This window comes from Companilactobacillus heilongjiangensis, assembly GCF_000831645.3.
GTDB lineage: Bacteria > Bacillota > Bacilli > Lactobacillales > Lactobacillaceae > Companilactobacillus > Companilactobacillus heilongjiangensis.
The window spans coordinates 214,817-236,493 of the sequence record NZ_CP012559.1; the positions used below are offsets into that span (position 1 = coordinate 214,817).

The 21,677-nt window shown below is 37.0% G+C and carries 16 protein-coding genes; 7 read left to right on the forward strand and 9 right to left on the reverse strand.

The window, feature by feature from the left end; genetic code table 11:
* Positions 1 to 243: 243 nt before the first annotated feature.
* The 7 genes from JP39_RS00910 to JP39_RS00940 form a co-directional block, all read right to left on the reverse strand.
* Positions 244 to 2,223: a hypothetical protein gene (locus tag JP39_RS00910; protein WP_041500974.1), complete on the reverse strand. Its 1,980-nt coding sequence runs from the start codon at positions 2,221 to 2,223 to the stop codon at positions 244 to 246.
* Between the two features lie 151 nt (positions 2,224 to 2,374).
* Entirely contained in the window at positions 2,375 to 4,345 is a 1,971-nt protein-coding gene (locus tag JP39_RS00915; RefSeq protein ID WP_041500973.1) for an Ig-like domain-containing protein, read from the reverse strand.
* Positions 4,346 to 4,980: 635 nt separating this feature from the next.
* Positions 4,981 to 6,345 (reverse strand): zinc ribbon domain-containing protein, encoded by a 1,365-nt coding sequence (locus JP39_RS00920; RefSeq protein WP_041500972.1) that lies wholly within the window; start codon positions 6,343 to 6,345, stop codon positions 4,981 to 4,983.
* A 737-nt stretch (positions 6,346 to 7,082) separates the two neighbouring features.
* Positions 7,083 to 9,023, reverse strand: a complete 1,941-nt coding sequence (locus JP39_RS00925; RefSeq protein ID WP_041500971.1) for an ABC transporter ATP-binding protein/permease — start codon at positions 9,021 to 9,023, stop codon at positions 7,083 to 7,085.
* A gap of 848 nt (positions 9,024 to 9,871) precedes the next feature.
* Positions 9,872 to 10,495: a response regulator transcription factor gene (locus JP39_RS00930; protein WP_041501635.1), complete on the reverse strand. Its 624-nt coding sequence runs from the start codon at positions 10,493 to 10,495 to the stop codon at positions 9,872 to 9,874.
* On the reverse strand, positions 10,488 to 11,684 hold the full coding sequence (locus JP39_RS00935) for a sensor histidine kinase (RefSeq protein ID WP_041501636.1): 1,197 nt from the start codon (positions 11,682 to 11,684) through the stop codon (positions 10,488 to 10,490). Before JP39_RS00935 ends, JP39_RS00930 begins: the two co-directional genes overlap by 8 nt.
* A 670-nt stretch (positions 11,685 to 12,354) precedes the next feature.
* Positions 12,355 to 13,119: a tyrosine-protein phosphatase gene (locus tag JP39_RS00940; protein ID WP_041501637.1), complete on the reverse strand. Its 765-nt coding sequence runs from the start codon at positions 13,117 to 13,119 to the stop codon at positions 12,355 to 12,357.
* 66 nt (positions 13,120 to 13,185) lie between these two features.
* On the opposite strand from JP39_RS00940, the gene JP39_RS00945 reads away from it, so the two are divergent.
* Together JP39_RS00945 and JP39_RS00950 are read left to right on the forward strand one after the other, a co-directional pair.
* A complete protein-coding gene (locus JP39_RS00945; RefSeq protein ID WP_041501638.1) occupies positions 13,186 to 13,947 on the forward strand; it encodes a glycosyltransferase family 2 protein in 762 nt (253 codons plus the stop codon).
* A 287-nt stretch (positions 13,948 to 14,234) separates the two neighbouring features.
* Positions 14,235 to 15,185: a zinc-binding dehydrogenase gene (locus JP39_RS00950; RefSeq protein ID WP_041501639.1), complete on the forward strand. Its 951-nt coding sequence runs from the start codon at positions 14,235 to 14,237 to the stop codon at positions 15,183 to 15,185.
* 252 nt (positions 15,186 to 15,437) lie between these two features.
* On the opposite strand, the gene JP39_RS00955 is transcribed toward JP39_RS00950, so the two are convergent.
* Positions 15,438 to 16,232, reverse strand: a complete 795-nt coding sequence (locus JP39_RS00955; RefSeq protein WP_041501640.1) for a hypothetical protein — start codon at positions 16,230 to 16,232, stop codon at positions 15,438 to 15,440.
* A gap of 161 nt (positions 16,233 to 16,393) precedes the next feature.
* On the opposite strand from JP39_RS00955, the gene JP39_RS00960 reads away from it, so the two are divergent.
* The 5 genes from JP39_RS00960 to JP39_RS00980 all read left to right on the forward strand — a co-directional run bounded on the left by JP39_RS00960 (position 16,394) and on the right by JP39_RS00980 (position 21,346).
* On the forward strand, positions 16,394 to 18,205 hold the full coding sequence (locus JP39_RS00960; RefSeq protein WP_048699209.1) for a DUF2075 domain-containing protein: 1,812 nt from the start codon (positions 16,394 to 16,396) through the stop codon (positions 18,203 to 18,205).
* 2 nt (positions 18,206 to 18,207) lie between these two features.
* Complete coding sequence (locus JP39_RS00965) at positions 18,208 to 18,555, forward strand: nucleotide pyrophosphohydrolase (RefSeq protein ID WP_041501642.1); 348 nt, start codon at positions 18,208 to 18,210, stop codon at positions 18,553 to 18,555.
* A 34-nt stretch (positions 18,556 to 18,589) separates the two neighbouring features.
* Positions 18,590 to 19,399, forward strand: coding sequence for a MerR family transcriptional regulator (locus JP39_RS12435; RefSeq protein WP_041501643.1), 810 nt, complete (start codon positions 18,590 to 18,592; stop codon positions 19,397 to 19,399).
* Positions 19,400 to 19,469: 70 nt separating this feature from the next.
* Complete coding sequence (locus tag JP39_RS00975) at positions 19,470 to 20,135, forward strand: type 1 glutamine amidotransferase (protein WP_041501644.1); 666 nt, start codon at positions 19,470 to 19,472, stop codon at positions 20,133 to 20,135.
* 248 nt (positions 20,136 to 20,383) lie between these two features.
* On the forward strand, positions 20,384 to 21,346 hold the full coding sequence (locus JP39_RS00980) for a helix-turn-helix transcriptional regulator (protein WP_041501645.1): 963 nt from the start codon (positions 20,384 to 20,386) through the stop codon (positions 21,344 to 21,346).
* Between the two features lie 44 nt (positions 21,347 to 21,390).
* Here JP39_RS00980 and JP39_RS00985 read toward each other — a convergent pair whose 3' ends face one another.
* A complete protein-coding gene (locus tag JP39_RS00985; RefSeq protein ID WP_041501646.1) occupies positions 21,391 to 21,630 on the reverse strand; it encodes a hypothetical protein in 240 nt (79 codons plus the stop codon).
* Between the last annotated feature and the right edge of the window lie 47 nt (positions 21,631 to 21,677).

Below are 21,677 nucleotides of genomic sequence, written 5' to 3' on the forward strand. Positions count from 1 at the left end.
AAATAAATTTTTGATTTTGCCTCATCTCGATTCAATTTAATTTGTAAAACTATTCCCATTCATTACAACCACCGCAACTGCGACCTTTTTAAATCGCGAATGTCTTGGTAGATGTACGCTCACTTTCGTGAGACTCCGAAGAAGAGGAATTACTCTAGTTCGTTTCTTTTCTTCTTAATGCTAAGTATAAACATTTTGAGACGTTATCCAATTTAATGCGTGTGAATTGTACCGTTTGTCATTTCAACTTGGTGCTTGTATAACGGTCCACGTAATGTTTGCTGAATAGTTTCCAGGGGTCAGGTTATTGAAGTTATCGACGTGCAAAAGAAGTCCATGATTCCTATCCCAATGAATTGGATCAATTGGAAAGTTGGGTTTAAGTGTGGCTATTTGAGTCATATCTTTTATGTCGTTAGCACTTCCGTCAGATTTATAAAAAATCAAATGGAATGGTAGTATGTTTTTGCTTTTGTCCATAAAATTAGAGGTTTGTTGTAGATATACAGATATACCCTTTGATTTATCTTTTCTTTGGTCGTCAAATGTAATGGGAATATTAGAAGATGTTCTATGTTTTATGTGATTCTGGTCAAAGTAGGTTATTGGTTCAAATACAATATTTTTAGGATGAAGTTCAATACTATCGGAAGTGTACTTTAAAGATAACTCTGGACCAACAGCAGTATGATAACCATTTTGGACATATGTATATGTTGGATGAAATATTAATGTTTGGCTCTTTTCTATAATTGTAGAATTGATTCTTACTTGAATCTTCCTTGTCTCTTTGGACTTTAGTGTTGGTATTTTAAATGTCAGATGTTTGAAATTTTCACCTATCTGAATTTCAGGTGACTCAATACTACCATCGAGCAAAATGGAGTCTTTATTTGTGTCAGTATATTTGGATATTAAGATACTTAATGTGGAGTCCTTGATGTCATTATTACTATAATTACTGAGAATAAAGTCATATGATACTTCATCATGTGAGGAAATATTTGAAAGATTGATATTCTTATCATTTTCATCATAATTAATGCCATTATGAATACTAGTTGAGAAATCAATATTAGAAGTCTCAGGTGAGTGAACTATCAATCTTGCAGGGTTAGTCGTATAGCTTTGTTCTTCATTATTAATCGATGTTTTAATAGTCGCACGATATAAGTCGCCGTCGTCTGAAAGAGAAACATCGGAAGTTTTAAACTCAAATTTATTATCAGATTTATTTGAAGATGAGATGTCTTGATATTTATCTGTTCCTTTTTTCTTACATTCCCAAGTAATATTAATATTATCAGTAGCTATTCTACTCTTGGGAGAGTTAATACCCTGAATTTCAAATAAGGCTGAATTTCCAACTGAAGCGTGCGTATCAAGTAAACCACCACCGACGTTTATTTTTTTAGCCATATGTACAAGCTCAGTTTCTTGCAAGTCATGATTGGCTGTGGCGTGTACTTCAATTTCACCAGACTGATTATCCTCATCTGAAACTAGATTTGCTTTTATTTGTCCATTATCACCAATTTCAGCTAATTTATCATTTTGAACGAGCGACCATTTGACTTGTTCAGTTGAATTGGTGGGTTTTATTATCGCCGAGGCGTATGTAGAATTATCGTTGAAAAAGTTACGTTTATTATAAATATAATCTGAGCTAGTTTTTATATCAATAGAATCTACTTTAACTCTATTTTTTGTGACAATTACCTTTGCGACTTTGGTGTACATATTATTTTGATATGGGTAAAAGGGATTAAGCAAGTTTTGAATGTAATATGTTATTTTAAGCTGAAACCAATAAGTCCCCTCCTGATGAGGAGTGAACTTTAAGGTATTTGATTTTGCCCCTTCAATATCATTCCAGGTTTTGTTGGGAGTGACCATCGACCATTGATAATCAAGAGCCGACTTAAGTCCACCACTTGCAAAATCCAAGGGGGTTCTTTCACCATCGGCAGAAATATTAACTGTATCTCCCAAAGTGACATTATAGTTATCTTGGACTTGCTTGGATATGCCAGTACTCGTCACAAGAATTCCGACTTTATTTGCCATAGGTGAGGGCTCACCAAAGCCGCTTGGTGCGTCAGTAATATAAGTAGAATCGATCCTTGCATCAAAATCATTGACTGACAATGCCATTAGAATTGGTAAAAATAAAAATAGTAGAGTTAATTTAATTCCCCGTTTAATGGTTCCAGATGAAAGCATAATATTTCCTCCCACAAGAATATATATACCAATATCAATAATATAGGAAAACTAAAAATGGAGATACCAAATATCACAGGTTGTGGTTTAAATTTCTGATTAAATAAATAGACCATGAAATCGTCGAGATTTCATGGTCCTTTTTTAAAATTTATAAACTATTTTCAAAATGCCAAATAATTGAGGTACTGTATTTTCCGGCAAACATCGGACTGTCGTCAACATGTAGCAATAATCCCTCAGTTTTATTCCAAGCAATTGATGCTAACTCATCACCAATTTGGGAAGAGGAAACCGGTACTTTATCGTTAATAATATTTTGAAACGAGCCATTTTGATAATAGCGTAAGCTCACTGGCAGCACAGTTCCAGAGGCCTCGTGGGTGAATTCATCTTGCTGTGAAACATACACATTCATGGCATCTTTATTCCGTCGATTGTCGGAAATATCCACAATATTATTGGGATTATTGATTTTGTCAGGGCGATATTTCAGGATGTTCTTTTTATATGAAATGATTGTGCCATAATCGATATTTTGAATGTTGGTTTCAAGCTGGTTAGAAATATAGTTGATAACTTCATTGCGTGCTTCTCGTCGATAAAGGTTTCCATCATTATCGGTTCCATAAACGTAAGGAGTAGATTGGAAAGTATCTTGTTGGGTGATGTTTTGAGCGGTCGTTTTAACTTCAATTTCAATTTGGCCGTTGGTATTTATATTGCCAATATTCATGACCAAATTGTCGGAGTTGTCGTCATCTTCAGGGATGATTTCATACTGATCTTCGGTCAATTCAGTGCCACCAACTATGACCGAATTAACTTTGGTACCTTGGCGCATGGGAATTACATAATAACCATTTTTCAGCAATCCTTCAGAACTCTGATTGGTCAAAGTATCGTGATAGGTAATATTGTCATTGTTGATAACTTTGTTGAGGATTAAATCGGTATCTTCAGAATCGGTATACGTTTCATTGTCCAAAGTATTGTTAATATCAATATCTGGTTCTCCAGATGGAATGACAGTTAACTTAGCTTTGTTAGAGGTAATGGTCTTAGTAATTTTACCCGATTTCAAAGTGATGACAGCTTGAAAATAGGATTCATCGTCATCCATGCTCGCAATGTCAGTAACGTAAGTTGTATCTTCACCGGTTGCCACTTTAACTTTATTATCGGAGCCAGGCAGATATTTGTACCAATCAATCGTGATAGTACCTGTATCGTCGTCATCTTCATCAGCGTCGCCACCGGTATTACCTTTCAAATCGAAAGTGGCGCTATTACCTGATTTAACAGTTTGATCATCGAGCCCACCTCCAATTTCGACTTTCTGAGAACCCGTGGCAGGGGGACTATTTTTATTTGTGATGGTTGCAGTTACAGTAACTACACCTGAATTACCCTTGTTATTGGCAGTAATTTGCCCGTCTTCATCAATCGTTGCCAAATCAGGGTTATCAATAGACCAAGTCAAATTTCCGGTGGCGTTAGTTGGGTTAGGCTTGGCGTGTGCGTAAGTAGTGTTGGATAATTCGTCACTTGTGTTGTAAAGGTAATCGTCATCAACAGTAACGTCAATCGACAAGGCATCGACAGCTTCGGAAAGCGCGTGAACCGCAGTGACTTGGGAATAAAGGTGAGTTTTTAAATACCAGGTTAGGTATGTGTAGTATTGCGTATCCAATTGATACCAAGTCGTTCCCGTCTCAGTTGGCGTAACTGTAAAATTCTTTTTTTGACCGTTGTCATCTTTATCAACTTCAGTCCAAGTCAGTCCGTCAGTTGTCTTCCACCAGCGGAAATGGATACCGTCAAGGGCACCAGTGATGGCCGCCCAAACAGAACGACCAGTATTGGTACGGATTGTCACGGAATCTTCAACAGTTGTGTAGTAATTTTCTTGAGGCTGTAAATTGTAACCACTAGTCAACCAAATACCGATGAATTTCTTAGGTGACTTAGTCGGTTTGAATTTTGGTTGAACAACAATTTCTTCATCATCAGCTTTAATTTTGTGATTGGTCGCAGTGGTCGCAAACATTAGTAAAGTGATGGGGAATAATAGTAGTAAAAATGATTTTATAATTGTTTTGGTATATTTGTGATGTTTCATAGGAGCACCTCCAATATACTGGGCAATGTAAGTATATCGAAAATTGTTTAAACAAATAGTGAGATATTGGTAAAATTATTTGTTGAAATATGAATAAAAATTATGTTGCCGCCTCCGGTTTCGAGGAAGAATAGGATCCTGCTGTGTGGACCGGCTCGAGCCAAAGGGCGGTCTCGACCCTCGATTTTGAGCTTCGCATAGACCGCGAATCTCAAAATTCGTCCTGTGATATAAGGGCTAAACGCCCTTACATCACAACCACTGCTGGCTCCTATTCTTCCTCGAAATCTCCGGCTAGTTTAGTTAGTGATAATAGTGAATGATTGGGAAAATATATTTAATTAATTATGTTTTATAGGTTGCTTCATAATGTCTAGGCAAACAAAAAAAGACACCGAAGTAAAGACGGCATCTTTTTAAATGATTTAAAGTTTTTTTAAAAAATTAGATTAGTTGGAAGAGCTGAGAGTATTTATCAGCAGCAAAAGTGGCGTTAGAACTTTAACATTACACCACCGGACGTGTTGGAGACTTTCCGGTTTTTGGAAAGGCTTCAACCGAGGCCCGAGACCGAACTTTGGCTCGGACCGTGCCGCGCAGCAGATGAATACTCTCAGCTCTGGAAACGGCAAATATTATTTAATTCTAGGACGTAAACTGTAAGCCATAATCAATGAAATAACTGATGTGGCTAACAATACGTAGAAGCTCATTCCGAATGAACGGCTAGCATTGATAACAACTTGGCCAGTGATTGCTGAAGAGTTTACCAAACCTGCATTCAAAGCAGCGTACAAGGCTGCATAGAGAATTGTTGGTAGGAAGGTAAAGATTCTAACCAAACGGATACTACCACGTGATCTGAAGCAACCAGCTATCAAAGCGATGACTGGTGAAAGGAAACAGATTAAACGGATAGCTGAGAATCCATTAGTGATCCAAGTTGGCTGTGCACCCAAGTTATTAGCAGTGTAATTAGCAGCGTTGGCGATGGTTCCAGAAAGTGAAAGTCCATCTAAGAATGGACCAGCAACTGAGGCGATAAATCCGATGATTGATGAGAAAATAATAATCTTTTGTGTTGTCGTCTTGTGATTTGGTTGAAGACGATCAGCTGGACGGTCAAATTTATCGTGGCGTTCCTTCTTTTGCTTAGCAGGACGCTCGTTGTAAGTCTCTGTTGCAGGATTTGAATTGCCATTATTAGAATCTTTTTTCAAAGATGTTTCTCGCTTGAGGGCTTTATTAGCGCCGACTTCATTACCGTGACGTAATTGTGAAAGCAAGAACCAAAGAATAATAACGATGGCTAAGGCGATATAACCGTAATTTCTCTTAACTACTAAAAGAATAGCTGTGATGATAACGGCAAATATACTGACATAGACGTTGTTTTTCGCAAATTTCATCATATTGTGTATAAAACCATCGTTAGGGTCGACTGCTTCGGCCTTTCTCTTAGCTTCAGCGGCACGCTTTTCACTCTCAGTTGGTTCAAAGGGATTGCCAATTGGATCCTTGATAGGGTCGTTAAAAGTCTTTTTAAAGGTATCCTCGTGTTCAGCAGCTTTATAAGGCTTTTGTGAGATAGGATTGAAATCATTTTTACTGTAAACCTGTGTCTTATCATCGACAGGTTCAGATGCACTCGACTTGCTGAAAGATGAACGATTGGATCCTTCATAAGTCTTCATAGCAGGCTCTGGATCGGGACGAACAGCTTTTGGCTTTGGTTGTTGAACAGGTGCTGGTTTAGGATTATCAACTGAACCATATTCACGTTCCTGAGCAGGAGCTTGTTGTAAATGAGGCTTTGGAGCAGGCTTTTCAGTAGGTTCTTCTTGATTTAATTCATTTTCAATTTCAGACAATGAGCGAACTGAATCATCATCTTTTTCGTTATTTGTATTTTCAGTGTTTTTCTTTTTAAGGGCCCAACCACAGTTATCACAGAACTTTTGATCTGGTTCTACTTTGTGGCCACAATTTGGACAAAACATATACGCATTCCTCCAGTATGTTGACAAAACAAGTATACAAGACAACTCTTTCTATAGGAAGACATTAGGTGAAAGTTCACAGAAAGGTCACATGTTGTATATCCGAAACTCAATTATACAAAATTTTCCTAAACTTTGCTTAAAATTCTTTTTGAAGGCCGTCTACAGAGCTGAGAGTATTCATCTGCTATGCGGACCGGTCCGAGCCGAAGGGCGGTCTCGAACCTCGGTTTGAAGCCTTACCACAGATCGGTAAGTCTCCAAACTCGCCCGGTGGCGTAAGAACGGCAAGAACGGCCGTCCTAACGCCACACCCACAGCGGATGAATACTCTCAGCTCTTCCGACTAATTTCAATATTATATATTGCGTGGACTATAAATAGATTTATATATAATTTTACCTTTTAATTTCATCTAAAATATTTTGATCATATATAAATTTGAGAGGTATTAAATCGTATCTGAATAATTTCAAATATCCCAAATTATTAAAACAAACTTAGCCGGAGATTGTGAGAAATTCTGCCCGCAGTGAAAGTGGTGTTAGAGGGGTGATTTTCCACTCTTACAGCACAGGACGTATTTTGAGACCTCGGTTCAAAATCGAGGGTCGAGAATGCACTTTGGCTCGAGCCGGTCACACTGCAGGTTGAAATTTCTCACAATCTTCGGCGGCAATAAACCAATAAAAATCCCCTAACAACAACTGTTAGAGGATTAATTTATTTATTGCTTATTATTCATCTGTCAATGAATCACGTGGATCTAGTTTTGCGGCACGTCTTGAAGGTGCTAGGGCGGCTAACAAACTGATGACAATACTGATAACGATACCGAAGATAAAGTTACCTGGGGAGATTGACACGATTGTCGCCTTGAAAGCACTTTGGGCGATGGAATTGGTTCCCATCTGTACTAGCCAAGCGATGATTGAAGCAAAGACGCCTGACAGAAGTCCAATCAAGAATGATTCGGAAATGAACATATTTCTAATATCTTTCTTTCTGGCACCGATAGCACGAAGAATACCAATTTCTTGTGTACGTTCGGAAACGCTGATGTAAAGTACCACGATTATCATGATTGCTGAAACTAGTAGTGAAATACCGGCAATGGCTGCGAGTACGTCAAAGGCTAATCTCAAGTAAGTATTCAGTGAATCGATAATTGCACCGACACCAGTGATAACATATCTGTTTTGTTTCTTCTTATCGATGGTTGTCTTGTATGACTTAACCTTTTCTTGAACTGCTTTAACGTTCAATGTCTCATTTACCGTGATAGTGGCAAAATTTGGCTTTAAGGCGACGTTGGCATCTTTAGCAGCTGATTCCAAGGTGTTGTAAGTAATTGCTGAGGAACCAGATTTGATGATACCAGAGACTTTTAGATTCATAGCAATTTGTGTTGGTTGATTATTCTTATCAAGACTTGTCACGTACATCTTGACGGTCTTGCCAACCATATTCTTGTAATTTTTCTTATCTAGTTTTTGAGCGTCAGATTTCAATAATATAATCTGATTATTGCCCGGTTTCGTACCTTTAGTAATGTCATCGGGTTTTTCAGTTGCGTTCCAAGTTTGGAAAATAGGGACGGATACATTTTTACTATTGTAGTTAACCTTTGGTGATTGCGTGAAATAAGCTTTTTCAACTTTTTTAACATTTTTGATTTTTTTGAACCGATTAATATCGGAACTGCTGACATTGATGCTATTAGGATCAGTGTTATCACGTGACACATTTTTGGTTACTTGAATGGCATTGGGATTGACTTGCTTAGTCATTTCACCGTTGATATAGCTGGTGATACCAGAACCCAAGCCAAGCATGAAGATAACGGAGAAAATACCGATAGCTGCACCAATGATGATTAAAATATTCCGTCCTTTGGTGTAACGCATGTGTTCCCAAGCTAAACGGAAGGTGTCGCCAAAACTCAAGTGAGTAATTTTCTTTTCAGTTGAAGTTTCATTAGGAACTGAGTAAGAGTCCCGTAATTTCTTATCAGAGTCGACTTTACCATCTTGCAGGTGGACGATTCGAGTTCCGTAGTCAGCAACGATTTGCGAGTGGGTAACGGCAATAACCAATTTACCTTCTTTAGCAATTTCATCCAAAATCTTCAATACTTCTTCAGTATTTTCAGAATCCAAAGCTCCGGTTGGCTCATCAGCGATAATGATTTCTGGGTCATTTGCTAAAGCACGGGCAATAGCGACACGTTGTTTTTGACCACCGGATAATTGATTAGGATGCTTATCGAGATGTTCTGAAAGGCCAACTTTGGCTAGTAAGGACTTGGCACGGTCAGTTCTCTGAGATTTATTTAATGAAGACATTTCCAAAGGCACCATAACGTTTTCTAAAATAGTTAGGTGGCTAATTAGATGGAAACTTTGGAAAACGAAACCAACTGTATGACTACGATAATTATCTAAGGCTTTGTCGGAGCCTTTCTTTAGTGACTGACCATTAACAAAAATGTCACCTTGGAATTGAGAATCTAGACCACCGATAGTGTTTAGTAAGGTAGTTTTACCACCACCTGATTCACCAAGAATCGAAACAAATTCACCACGGTCAAGTTTTAGATCAATACCTTTTAGAACTGGAAACTCTTGTTTATTTAACATAAATGATTTCTTTACGTTCTTCAACTCAAGTAAGGTCATTTAGTTACCCCTCTTCTGTCATATTAGCAAGCATTGTAATACATACGCATTTATTACATGTGGTGCTAGTTAAGTATGCCGTCTCCAGAGCTGGGAAATATTCTCAAGCTGTGCGGAATGGCTCGAGCCAAAGAGCGGTCTCGGGCCTCGGTTTGAAGCCTTGACATAGTTCGTCAAGTCTCCAAACACGTCCGGTGGTATAAGTACGGGAGATTCCTCCCGTACTTATACCACTACCACGGCACACAAATATTTCCCAGCTCTTCCGACTAATTATTCGGTATTAATTGAATGTAAAAGTATTTAAGCAATTTTAAACTGTGAAATATTTGTAGTAGGTTATCAACTAGCACCATATGCATTTTATTGTAAATTTATTTAAATATTTTTAAAGTTTACTGCTTGTGCTAAATATGTTTATTAATTTTTCAACAGTTAAAAGTATATAATTATTACTTTTTGAAGGTAATTGAGAATGGTCATGAGTTTATTATGACTTTAGTCATATGGCGGCTTGCCGCCTTCGGGTATCAGTAAATTTTACCGCTATGGGGACCGGTTCGAGCCAGAGTGCGGTCTCGAACCTCGACTTGAAGCCTTGCCACAGTTCGGCCAGTCTCCAAGTTCGCCCCGTGGTGTAATGGCTAAAACCATAACACCACCTCCACAGCAGGTAAATTTACTGATACCCGAAGGCTATTTTTTGGGGGTGGATGATTGGTTACCGTGTTCGGCAGTGGTGAATGAAACCTCTAGTGAAAGAAAAGTTCAGTATCTTAGATCAAATAAAAAAACACCTGAATTATTCTCAGATGTTTTTTGTGTTAGTTCAATATGTATAGTTGATATTATTCGTACTTCTTCATAAATAACGCTACTTCGGTTCGATTGCTTAATTGAAGTTTCTCAAAGATATTCGTGACGTAATTTTTGACTGTTCCTTCGGATAGAAACAACATTGTGCTGATTTCTTTGTTGCTCTTTCCGTCGGCGATTGCTCTGGCAATTTCTAGTTCCCTGGAAGTTAATGATGCAATCATGTCTTGTTGAGAGTTATTTTGTAGTCCGGCTACTAGGCTATTACTGATTTGACTGCCGATGATTGACTCGTTGTTATAGACTTTTTTGACGTCCGCAATCAACTCTTTGCCGTCGGTATCTTTTAGTAGGTAACCGTTGGCTCCATTTTTTAGGGCTTGGAAAATATATTCGTAATCGTTGAATGTTGTTAAAATTAAAATTTTGACGTTGGGATATTCTTGATGGATTATTTTGGTAGCCTCAACACCATTAAGGACGGGCATTTTAATATCCATCAGGACAATGTCACATTCGTTATCTTTTAAATATTCGACTGCTTCTTGACCGTTTTTGGCTTGTAAAACTATTTCTATTTCGTCGTCAAAACCTAGAACAAGGCTTAATCCTTCACGAACTATGGCTTGATCATCAGCGATAATCATTTTAATCATTAGTTTTTTCTCCAATTGGAATTGTTATGTCAATCTTGAAACCACTTGGTTTATTAGCGCCAAAGTTGACCTGACCATTCAGTTTTTTGACGCGCTCTTTGATGCCATTGATACCATTTGAGGCGACAATATTTTTTGCATCTAAACCATTATTTTTGAGATTCATCGTCATAATATCATCAATTTTGCGTAATTTAATTGTAATTAGGGAGCTTTGACCGTGCTTGATACTGTTAGTGATAAATTCCTGACAAGTTTTGTAAATCATATCTTTAACTGAAATATCCAATTTATTGACGTCAAAATACATCTGCAAGTCAACTTTAACTTTGTCGGTCACCGAAATAGAACTCTGTAATTCTTGCAGTGCAGTCGCGAGATCAGCTAATTCCTTAGTTTCCTTCAGTTCGTTGACGGTCTCCCGCAATTCAACCAAACTGTGGTCAATGATTCCTTTGGATTTGTCGAGAATTTGATGTGATTTTACAGGATCTTTGTCGATAACCTGATTCAAGGCGTCCAAATGTAGCCGCAGTCCAATCAAAGAATGCCCCAACATGTCATGCAAATTTTGGGAAATCCGTTGGCGTTCTTCAATCAGCGTTAGTTCCTTAATTTTACTAGAATAGTCTTGCAGTTGATCAACTTTAGTCATCAATTCTTTGTTCAAGGCATCAATGGCACGGTTCTTTTCGACCAGATTTAAATATAAATAGGAAATCAGATAAGTACTCCAAAACTGGACTGTGTAAGGGGATAGGATTACTTGGATATAACTGACCCATGAACTGTAATCTAAATCCAGAGAGCGCGGAACCGTGAAAAACGCAAAGTAAATTATAAATAGAATAATAATAATATGTTTCGGCCTAGGATTCTGTTTAACGACATATTCAGCCACGGAAACAGCTATAAAATAATAATAAATTATGAGTATGGTCTGGTGATCAGCCAGCTGAATTATTCCTAGCAGAATGAAAGTTAAGTAACCAAAATATTCAAAGTATTTTTCATCGAGATGTTTGTTGAAAGGCCCGAAGAATAAAAACTCTGAAAAAATAGTGAGAATCAAAATCACCAAGTAAAAAGTCTTCGAGACCGGGGTGAAATTTTTGATTGATATTTCTGCGATAACGATTAGTAAAGTAAAGAATCGCAAATAAAAGCCGACATGTTTTTTAAATTTCATCCTGATTTTCCTTTATGGGTAATTATTTTAGCTAAATTAATTATAGGATACTACGCATGTTACTAATTGATAGCCTATGACAAATATTTCATAGTTTAAAATTGCTTGAATACTTTTACATTCAAATAATAACAATTAATTAGTCGGAAGAGCTGGGAAATATTTGTGTGCCGTGGTAGTGGTATAAGTCGGGGAGCTTTCTCCCCGACTTATACCACCGGACGTGTTTGGAGACATGACGAACTGTGTCAAGGCTTCAAACCGAGGTTCGAGACCGCTCTTTGGCTCGAGCCGTTCCGCACAGCTTGAGAATATTTCCCAGCTCTGGAGACGGCATATTTAACTATTACCATACGTAGGTAGGATACTATTTTTGAGGACGCAAAAAAACCTCATACATTTGGGAAGATGTATGAGGAAAACGATTGTTGGTTTTGTATTAGTCAAAACTTTAAGGTATGGAAATGTTACACACTGGAAATGACAGGGAAGAACAGGCTGGATTTGTAAGAGGTGAGGTTCGTCTCCCCTGCAAGCTAATTATAACTAATCTGAATTTAACATTGCCAACCTAGTTTGATATAACAGGATATTAAGCTGCTGATTATTCAGTATAAATACTCTCAGCTCTTCCGACTATCTTAAGCAAAAAAATATTTCTAACACATTATCATTTGGCGTCACGCGTAGTATAAATAGACTTCAATTGAGCTAGTTTATCGGCATCGATGTCCAAAGCTTTGTCCAAATAATTCTCGAAACTTCCATAGTAATGCTCGATTGCTTTAAAGACTGAGGTGATACTTTCTAAATCACCTTTGGTCATATTCATTTGATTGACGTCTTGATTGCCATCTTTATCGTTCAAAATGTCTTCAATCGTCTGGTCATTTTCGTACATCAAATTAGTCAATAGGTAATCTTTAGTGATAATTTCGTCGTCGACCCCAAGGGCTTTGAGAATTAGGAGGGCACCGATACCGGTCCGATCTTTTCCGGCAGCACAGTGGAAAAGCAATGATTGGTCTGGTTTATCATTGTGCAACATTAAATCGAAAAATAATTTATATGCTTGTTGACCGTGGGCGTCGAGAACCACGCTTTGATAAATCATGCCCAAATAGTTGTAACTGCCTTGATTAATAATGCCAGCTAGCTTGTCGCCATTGCCTTTGAGCGGATAAACTGGGTCTGAATAAATTTTGTAAAAATCAGAAGTCGTATCTGCCCAATTGCGTTGTTCATCGTTGGAACGGAAATCAACAACATACTTTAAACCATATTTTTTAAGGTAGGCTAAAGATTTTCCTGTTAAGTTACTTATATCCCCTGAACGTAAGAGTTTATTATATTTAATTGTCGTACCATCTTTAGTGGGATATCCACCAAGTTCACGTAAATTTATGGCACCTTCGAGATTTAATATGCGTTTCATTTTTTCTCCTCCCTGAGTCGTTGCGTATTTTAGGTCATTAGAAGTAAAATAATACTAAGGTGATTTATGGTGAAGAATAAACTTTCAATTATTATGACAGCTTATAATGTAGCTAATTACATTTCTAGTTCGATTGATTCAGTTGTTGCTCAAACTAATCAGAATTTCAATCTAATTATTGTGGACGATTGCTCTACAGATCAAACTCAGAAGATAATCCGTCTGTATGAAAAAAAGTATGATTGGATATCTGTTGTTTGCCATACCAAGAATTCCGGAGTCTCTGCAGCGAGAAATACGGGACTTTCAATGGCAAACGGTGAGTTAGTAACGTTTATTGATGGCGATGATTGGGTTGAACCCGATTATGTAGACCACTTTTTGAAAATCTTTAATGATGAAGATGTCGATATGGTCACTTGCGGATTTTTCAATCAAAACGAAAATGGCAAGGTCAAAAATAAGGTTGCTAAACGTCAAACAAGTATCGTTGGCCGCGATGAGGTTATCAAGCAGATAATTAAAATGACCGGCACAGTAATGGGTTACACATGGAACAAAGCGTATGTCCGCTCGATTATTGAGGAAAATAACCTCGGCTTTCAAACTGATCTTGATTTGATGGAAGATCAAGTTTTCAACGTGGAATATGCGACGGTTGCTAGAAAATTTTATCTCGATAATGTTCCGTTATATCATTACATTTCCCGTAAGGGCAGTATTACGCAGAAGTTTGCGGTGGAAAATGTCCGCGATGTTGGTGTAGCTAGAATGAAGGTCTATAAGGCTATTCGAGATAGCACTCGAAAAGAGAAAGACCAAATCTAGGGCTTCCACTCGGTTTGTTGTTCCAACAGAATGGGTTGACCATATTATTGAATCTTGAATTAGAAATTGTTTTGAGCTTTTAGAATATATATAAATAGCGGGTAAGCTGAGTTGATTGCTCGGCTTTTTTTGTATCCCGATTCCCCTTAAGAATACCATTTTAGGGGGTGAGATTGCTTTCAAAAACTTTTTGAAAGAGTTAGGTATTGACTGTAACGTAACGGGACGGTTTATAGTAAGAGCATAGAGATTGGAAGTTGATTTTTAAAAAGAGGAGATATTTAAATATGAGAGCAGTTGTTATTAGTAAGGCCGGTGGACCAGAAGTATTGAAGATTGAGGAACGCCCAATGCCTAAGGCAACAGATGATCAATCTGTCATCAATATCAAAGCTTTTGCGGTACATCGTTATGAAGTTTTGACACGTGAAGGCGGTTCACCATCGGTCAAATTTCCTAGAGTTATCGGTGTTGAAGCGGTTGGGGAAGTTTCAGAACCTTCTAAAAATAGTAAGTTAGTCAAGGGTCAAAAAATCATGGTTGTTAATGGTGGCTTTGGTCGTGCTTTTGATGGTAGCGAGGAAGAATATGCTTTGGTTCCCGACGACATTATTCATCCAGTTGATTTCGATGGTTCATGGGCTGAATTTGCCAACTATCCAGAAACATTTTACACAGCTTTTGGTGCTTTGAAGACTACTAAGGTGAAGGCTGGTCAAACATTGCTAGTTCGTGGTGGTACAACTGGTGTTGGTATGGCAGCTTTAGTTTTGGCAAAAGCTATGGGTATCAAAGTTACTTCAACTACAAGACGTGAAGAACGCCGCCAAATGTTGTTGGATATGGGTGCAGACGACGTTGTTATTGATCAAGATGGCAAGTTGCAAACTGATGAATCATACGATGGACTTTTGGATATGGTCGGTGCTTCTGTTGTTGGCGATTCATTGTCACATGTTAAACGTGGCGGTTACTATACGACTGTCGGTTTACTAGCTGGCGAGTGGGTCTGGAAGAACTTTGATCCATTTGAAAGTCTTGGTGGAAAATATGCCACAGCGTTTGATGGTGTTGATGTTAATGATGAAATTATTACGGAAATGTTTAAGTTGATTAATGACAATCATTTAACAATTCCAGTTGCTAAGGTATTCAAACTTGATGAAATTCAAGCGGCACAAGAGTATATCATGAAACATGATCGTCCAATGGGCCAGGTTATTGTTACAACAGACTAACTAAATAATGTGTGGTATGCCGTCTCCAGAGCTGGGAAATATTCTCAAGCCGTGCGGAACGGCCCTAGCCAAAGGGCGGTCTCTACCACGGCACACAAATATTTCCCAGCTCTTCCGACTAGTTAATCGGTATTAGTTGGATGTAAAAGTATTTAATATTAAGTTTTTCGAATAAATATATTAGATACAATCAAATTTTGAATATTAAGACAAATAAAAACTGCAATCAGGTTATCGATTGCAGTTTTTATTTTATAAAGCATTATTGAATGGTTGATTGCCATCAAGAAGAACATTTGAATCATTATCGTAGCGCCAGCGGACTTTATCTTTTCCAGCAAAGAAGTTATTGCCTTCAAAATCACTATTTAGGACGTCAATAAAGGGTTCGTCTTTGTAAAAATCAAGGTTTTCGCCATTGACAGTCGATTCGCCAGAAACATAGAAATCACTGTATTCACTATTTTGGGTTGAATCAATGGCGAGATCAGTGAAGAATAATTTAGATTTTTCTTTCAATATAAGTGAATAGGAAACGAATGAGTCTTTCAAGTAAGCAGTAGAATTGATTAGTTTAGGCATATGCATGTTTGAGCCAATGGAAATCAATTGACTATTTTCGAGGGATGTACTGGTAGCAGTTTTTTGACGATCAGAACGGATATCAGAGTTTTTGAGAGAAAGAAAAGAATTAGAGCAATAAATGGTGTCCCAAGAGGAGGTGTTTGAGCGGTCAATAATAACGTTGTTACAGTAGAGTTTGGCGCCTTCATACAATGCGAGCGTGTTGCCTTTTTCATCATCGAAAGTCATGACTAAATTTTCCAGAATCAGAGTTACATTTTTGCCAAAGAAGAGACCACCATTGATTTTTGTGGCTTTAGCATTGGCGTATTGGCCTTTGATAGTTAAGCTTTTTTTTAGGGATAAGAATATTGAGTGAGTTGCAAAATATTCGCCAGGTTTTAAGGAAATTGTGTCGCCATTATCAGCAGTATTGATGGCTTTATATAATTCGTAGTCAGTTTTAACGTTAATTGTTTTCATAATTGACCCCCATGTTTTTGTTTATAGGTTCATTATAACAAGCAATTATGACACATTGTGTCACATATAATTTTTTGAAAAAAGTAAAAGTATTATTTTAATAATACTTTCCGATAGATTATTCGTTGATTTTTGTTATTCATAAACGCTTTTACTTATTGATGTCAGAAGGTATCATAAATAAAGAGACTAAAACAGTGAGGGTCATAGCTTTGAAAAATATATCAACGCCGATTATTCGTGAAATTTCTTATAATAATGATTCAATCGATGATTTTGAAAATGAAATCAAAAATGAAAAAAATTCGAAATATTTATTAAGATATCCAACTATTTATATTGTTAATGACGAAGTGACACCTAATAAATATTCTGTTTATGTTGGTGAGACAAATAATATTAAACGAAGAACATCTGAACATTTACAAGATGATTCCAGATTAGATACTTTTTGGAAAAAGATTGATGAATCAAATGATGCAAAAATGTTCCTGATTGGACATGACCACTTTAATAAGTCGTTAACTTTGGATATTGAAAATAAATTAATGCACTATATGACTGGCGTGGATACTGTTGAGCTTGTGCACAATGGTCGTTCTAATCAGCAGGATGAATATTACACATCGGATGAACTTGACCCTATTTTCTATAAAATATGGGGACAATTAAGGAAAATAGATAAGAATTTATTCCCAGTCTTGAGTGTGATTCGTGACTCAGCCATTTTTAAAGCATCACCGTTTCATCGGTTAACATCAGAACAACTCGCTGCGAAAGATACCATTATTATGAAGATTGAAGAGGCTTTGAATAGAGATAAAGTTGGGCAACTGATTTTAGTAAAGGGTGAGGCTGGAGCCGGAAAGACAGTGCTGTTGAGCAATCTTTTTTATGATTTAACGCAAATGGCAGCTGAAAATAGTGATAATAGTATTTTAAAAAATAAGACACAAACACTGTTAGTAAATCATGATCAACAATTAAAGGTTTATAAGCAAATAGCTAATAAGTTAGGTATCAGATCCAAAGTCAATCCAGAGACTGTGGAGAAGCCAACTAAGTTTATTAATGATCATTTAGGTAAAAGTATGGTTGATGTTGTACTAGTTGATGAAGCACATTTGTTGTGGACACAGGGTAAACAATCTTATCAGGGCGAAAATCAACTGGATGACCTTTTAAAATGTGCACGTGTGGTTGTTGCAGTTTTTGACCCTAATCAGATTCTATCCAGAGAGCAATATTGGGGTTTGGATAAACTGAACCGTATGACTCTTGACGCATTGAGTGAGGGTAATTTAGTAGAATTACACAACCAAATGCGGATTGATGGTAATAAAAATACTGTTGAGTGGATTAGACGAATTACAGATGAGCAGAAAGTCACTAATATTCCAATGGATAATAAGTATGACTTAAAGGTTTTTAATTCACCTGAAGAATTGTATGGCCAGTTAAGCAAGAAATCATTGAATGAAGAGTCTGGTATTTCAAGGCTATTGGCAACTTTTGATTGGAAATATATTGATAAGAAAAAACCAGATAATGGTGAAAAGTATTGGAATGTGACTGTTGGTGATTTCTCAATGCCATGGAATTTACAATTGCCACAAACGAAAGAACAAAAGCGTCATAATAAAGGATTAGCTTGGGCAGAACAAGAACAAACCATTGGAGAAGTGGGTTCAACATTTACTATTCAAGGGTTTGATCTTAATTATGCAGGAGTGATAATTGGTCCTTCTGTAAAATATCGAGACGGAAAGATTATCTTTGATAAAAGTGCTAGTCAAAATACCAAAGCAAAACAGAGAAGAACCTATGAAGGGGAAAAGATTGACGCATCGGATACTCTGTTGAAAAATGAGTTAAATGTTTTGTTAACACGTGGAGTGCATGGCTTGTATATATACGCTGTGGATGAACAATTGCAGAATAGATTATTAGAAGCGCAGAAAGGAACATTGTAAATATGACAAAAGAAACTATGGACAAGGTAAATAAGTTTCGTGATGATAGAAATTGGCGCCAATATCATAATGAAAAAGATTTGGCCATTTCAATTTCTTTAGAAGCTTCAGAATTGTTGGAATTATTTCAATGGAAAAAGTCCGATGAGGTTGTATCAAAAAAGCCAACTGAACTAAAAGAGGAGTTGGCTGATGTACTGATTTATTCTTATATGATGGCAGACAACTTGGGACTAGATATTGACGAAATCATGGATGAGAAGTTAAAGAAGGATAGTGCCAAATATCCAGTTGATCAGAGTTACGGTAAGAATTTGAAATATAATGAATTGAAAGATACTGATAAATAATAGAGTTTTATATCTTTAAAGTTAGGAGGTAACTATGCTAAAAATAAGTGAAATGGCTAAACTAGCCAACACAACAAGACGAACTCTGATTTTTTATGATGAAGAGGGCATATTTCAACCCAAATCCCGTAATGACGCTGGTTATCGTTATTATGAATACAGTCAGTTATATGATTTGTTATTCATTTTAGGACTGAAGAAAATGGGCGTGTCTTTGAGCCGCATCAAAGAGTTACAGTCCACGACTGACAAGGCTATGGTCCACGAATTGTTAGATGTCCAAGCTAGTATTGATTCCAAGATTGATGAATTATCGAAGATTAAAGATGTTGTGGCGCAAAAGTTGAATAAAGAAACTGAGTTAGAAGTTCCACTTTATCAATCTATGGTTCTCCAACGACCACAAGTTGAATTCTGGTGTTCAAAGGCATCGGTATCTTGTACTGCTGAGGAAGTTGCAGAGTTATTCTCCAGTTTTTATAAACAATTAGATACTTTAGCCTTGATGGATGGTTCGCAGTCAGGATTTTTGACCGATTTACCTGGAGCCCAAGCTGATTTGTACGCGGACGCTGGTTTTAGAGTAATCAAAGAGTCGACGACTAACAACAGTGGAAAAGCTATGCCTAAGATTGAAAAGCAAGCTGGAAAATATGCAGTCGTCAAAGTTGAGAATAATACTCCGGGAATTTGTAAAGGTTTGAAACAATTAAACGAATTCTGTGTAAAGAATAATTACAAATTGAATTCTGATTTATGGCAAATGGATACTGGTGGTGAAGCGTTGAAAGAGCACGGTGGTACCAAGTTTGCCTTTTTGGAATATTTGATTGAGGCAGCGTGATATACTTACTTTATCTTGAGGTATTGGCGATACCCAAATCAAACATTGCCGTTGATGTGAAAGGATTCTTATGAGAATAAACGTTTTACAGCATACACCTAATGAAGGACCAGGGATGATTCAGGATTGGTCGCAAAAAAATGGTCATGAAATGTATATTTATCATCCTTATCAATTCGGTTATTTACCAACCGCTGAAGAAACTGACATGCTTGTAATCTTAGGCGGACCAATGAGTCCAAATGACGATTTGCCTTGGATTGAGCAAGAACGTGAGTTGATTCAAACGTTGATGGATCAAGAGAAACCAATCTTTGGAGTTTGTTACGGCGCCCAACAAATTGTTAAGACTTTGGGATATGACGTTACCAAGGCCCCAGCTAAAGAAGTCGGTTTTGCACCAGTTTATCGACGCGATGTAAAGTTTCTTAACATTCCCGAAGAGTTGAACGTGTTACATTGGCATGAAGAAATGTTTGAAATCCCTGCTCAAGCTCAATTGTTATTCTCAAGTGATAAGTTGGAGAATCAAGGTTTCATCATGAATCATCGTATTGTTGGCCTACAATTTCATTTGGAACCAAAGGCTGACAATGTACGTGAGATGGTTGTAAATGATTTTCCATATATAAAAAATTCAGTTTTAAACCAAACAAGTGAAGAAATTTTACAAACTAGAATTTCTGATGATAATAAACAAACGCTTTATAAACTATTAGATTTCATAACAATTTAACGTGCCAATACAAATAAGAGCTGTAATCCCCAATCGGATTGCAGCTCTTATTTGCATCTAATGTTCAATATCCGATCAAGTCCGTTCCCACCATTTTCAAATTAAACTAATATTTTTTGAAGAAATTTTGTTCAGTCTTCTGTATCGCCATAATGTGACACCCCCAGATGATAGTCTGAATTTTGTTACAAGGATTAATCAGTAAGCCATTTGAGAAATCCTGAGTATCAAAAAGTGGGGATAAACAAATGAACAGTAGTGAACGGATTGTTAATATATTGATGAGAATGTTACGAGGCGGGAAAATCGATTTCGATAATTACCGAGCTATCTATGGGAAATCGGGTCGAACTTTCCACAGAGATTTAGAGGCAATTAGAAATAACGAGGACTTTTCAGCCAGATATGTGTTGCATTACAATACTGTCCAAAAGAAATATTACGTTACTAATATAGGAGTTATAAATTCAGCTGAGGTTTTGGCAATTTTGAAAATTCTGATTGGCAGCCGTGCTTTAAGCAAAAAAGAACTAAATGATGTGACTGAGCAACTGTTGGAGTCTGTCGCAACTGAAGATCAATCGAATATTAAAACACTTTTGACGACGACAAGTGAAAGTTATATTCCAGCCGTGGATGGATTGATTTTTCCAAGAGTTAAGCAATTCTCCGATTGGATTATTGCTAAGAAATCAATTACATTCAAATACAATGGAGTTTCCAATGGGACCAATGTTTTAGAAGCCCAAGTTGGCGTACCTCTGAGCATGTATTATGATAATCATCATTTTTATATAATGATGTATTTGATTGACGCTGACAAAACTTTTCTTTATCGCATGGATCAGTTTGGAAAAATTGTTCCCAATGGAAAGGCGGTCAATGTTCCAGCAGACAAACGGCCAGATATTGGTCGCATGATTAATAAGACTTTTTTGTTAAGTGGTGGAAATCATGTTCATTATAAATTTAGTTATGAAGGCAATGAACAGGTAACATTAGAGAATGTGCCAAATTCATATCTTTCTAACGATGATGACCCTGAGAATCCTGATGTGACAATTGTTGAGGGAGATTTGTTTTCAGAAGGAGCTTTATTGTGGGTTTTGAGCCAGGGTGCACAGGTTAAAGTTCTGGGACCACAATCTTTAATTGAACGATTACGTAAAGAATTGAAGAAAACTTTGGAATATTATTCAGATGAGAAATAAAAAAACTCCAAATCGCACGGATTTGGAGTTTTTGTGTTAATAACCTAAATTTTTTTCTTCAAGTGATATTGAACAACGCTAGAGTCAGAATCTTTAAGGTGAGATTTCTCATCTTTAGCAAAGTAAACAGCAAAACTCTTATTATCGCTAACATCCTCAGCAATAATTAGGGATGATTCATACGGATCTTTTGCCTTGTAAATTTGTGCTCCACGGACAGCTTCGCCGTAATCTTTTGAATTGGCAATTGCATCGCCGGGATTAAAAAATACTATTTCGTCCATAAGTAACACATCCTTTCTCTTTGCTATTATTATACAGCTAAAGGTTG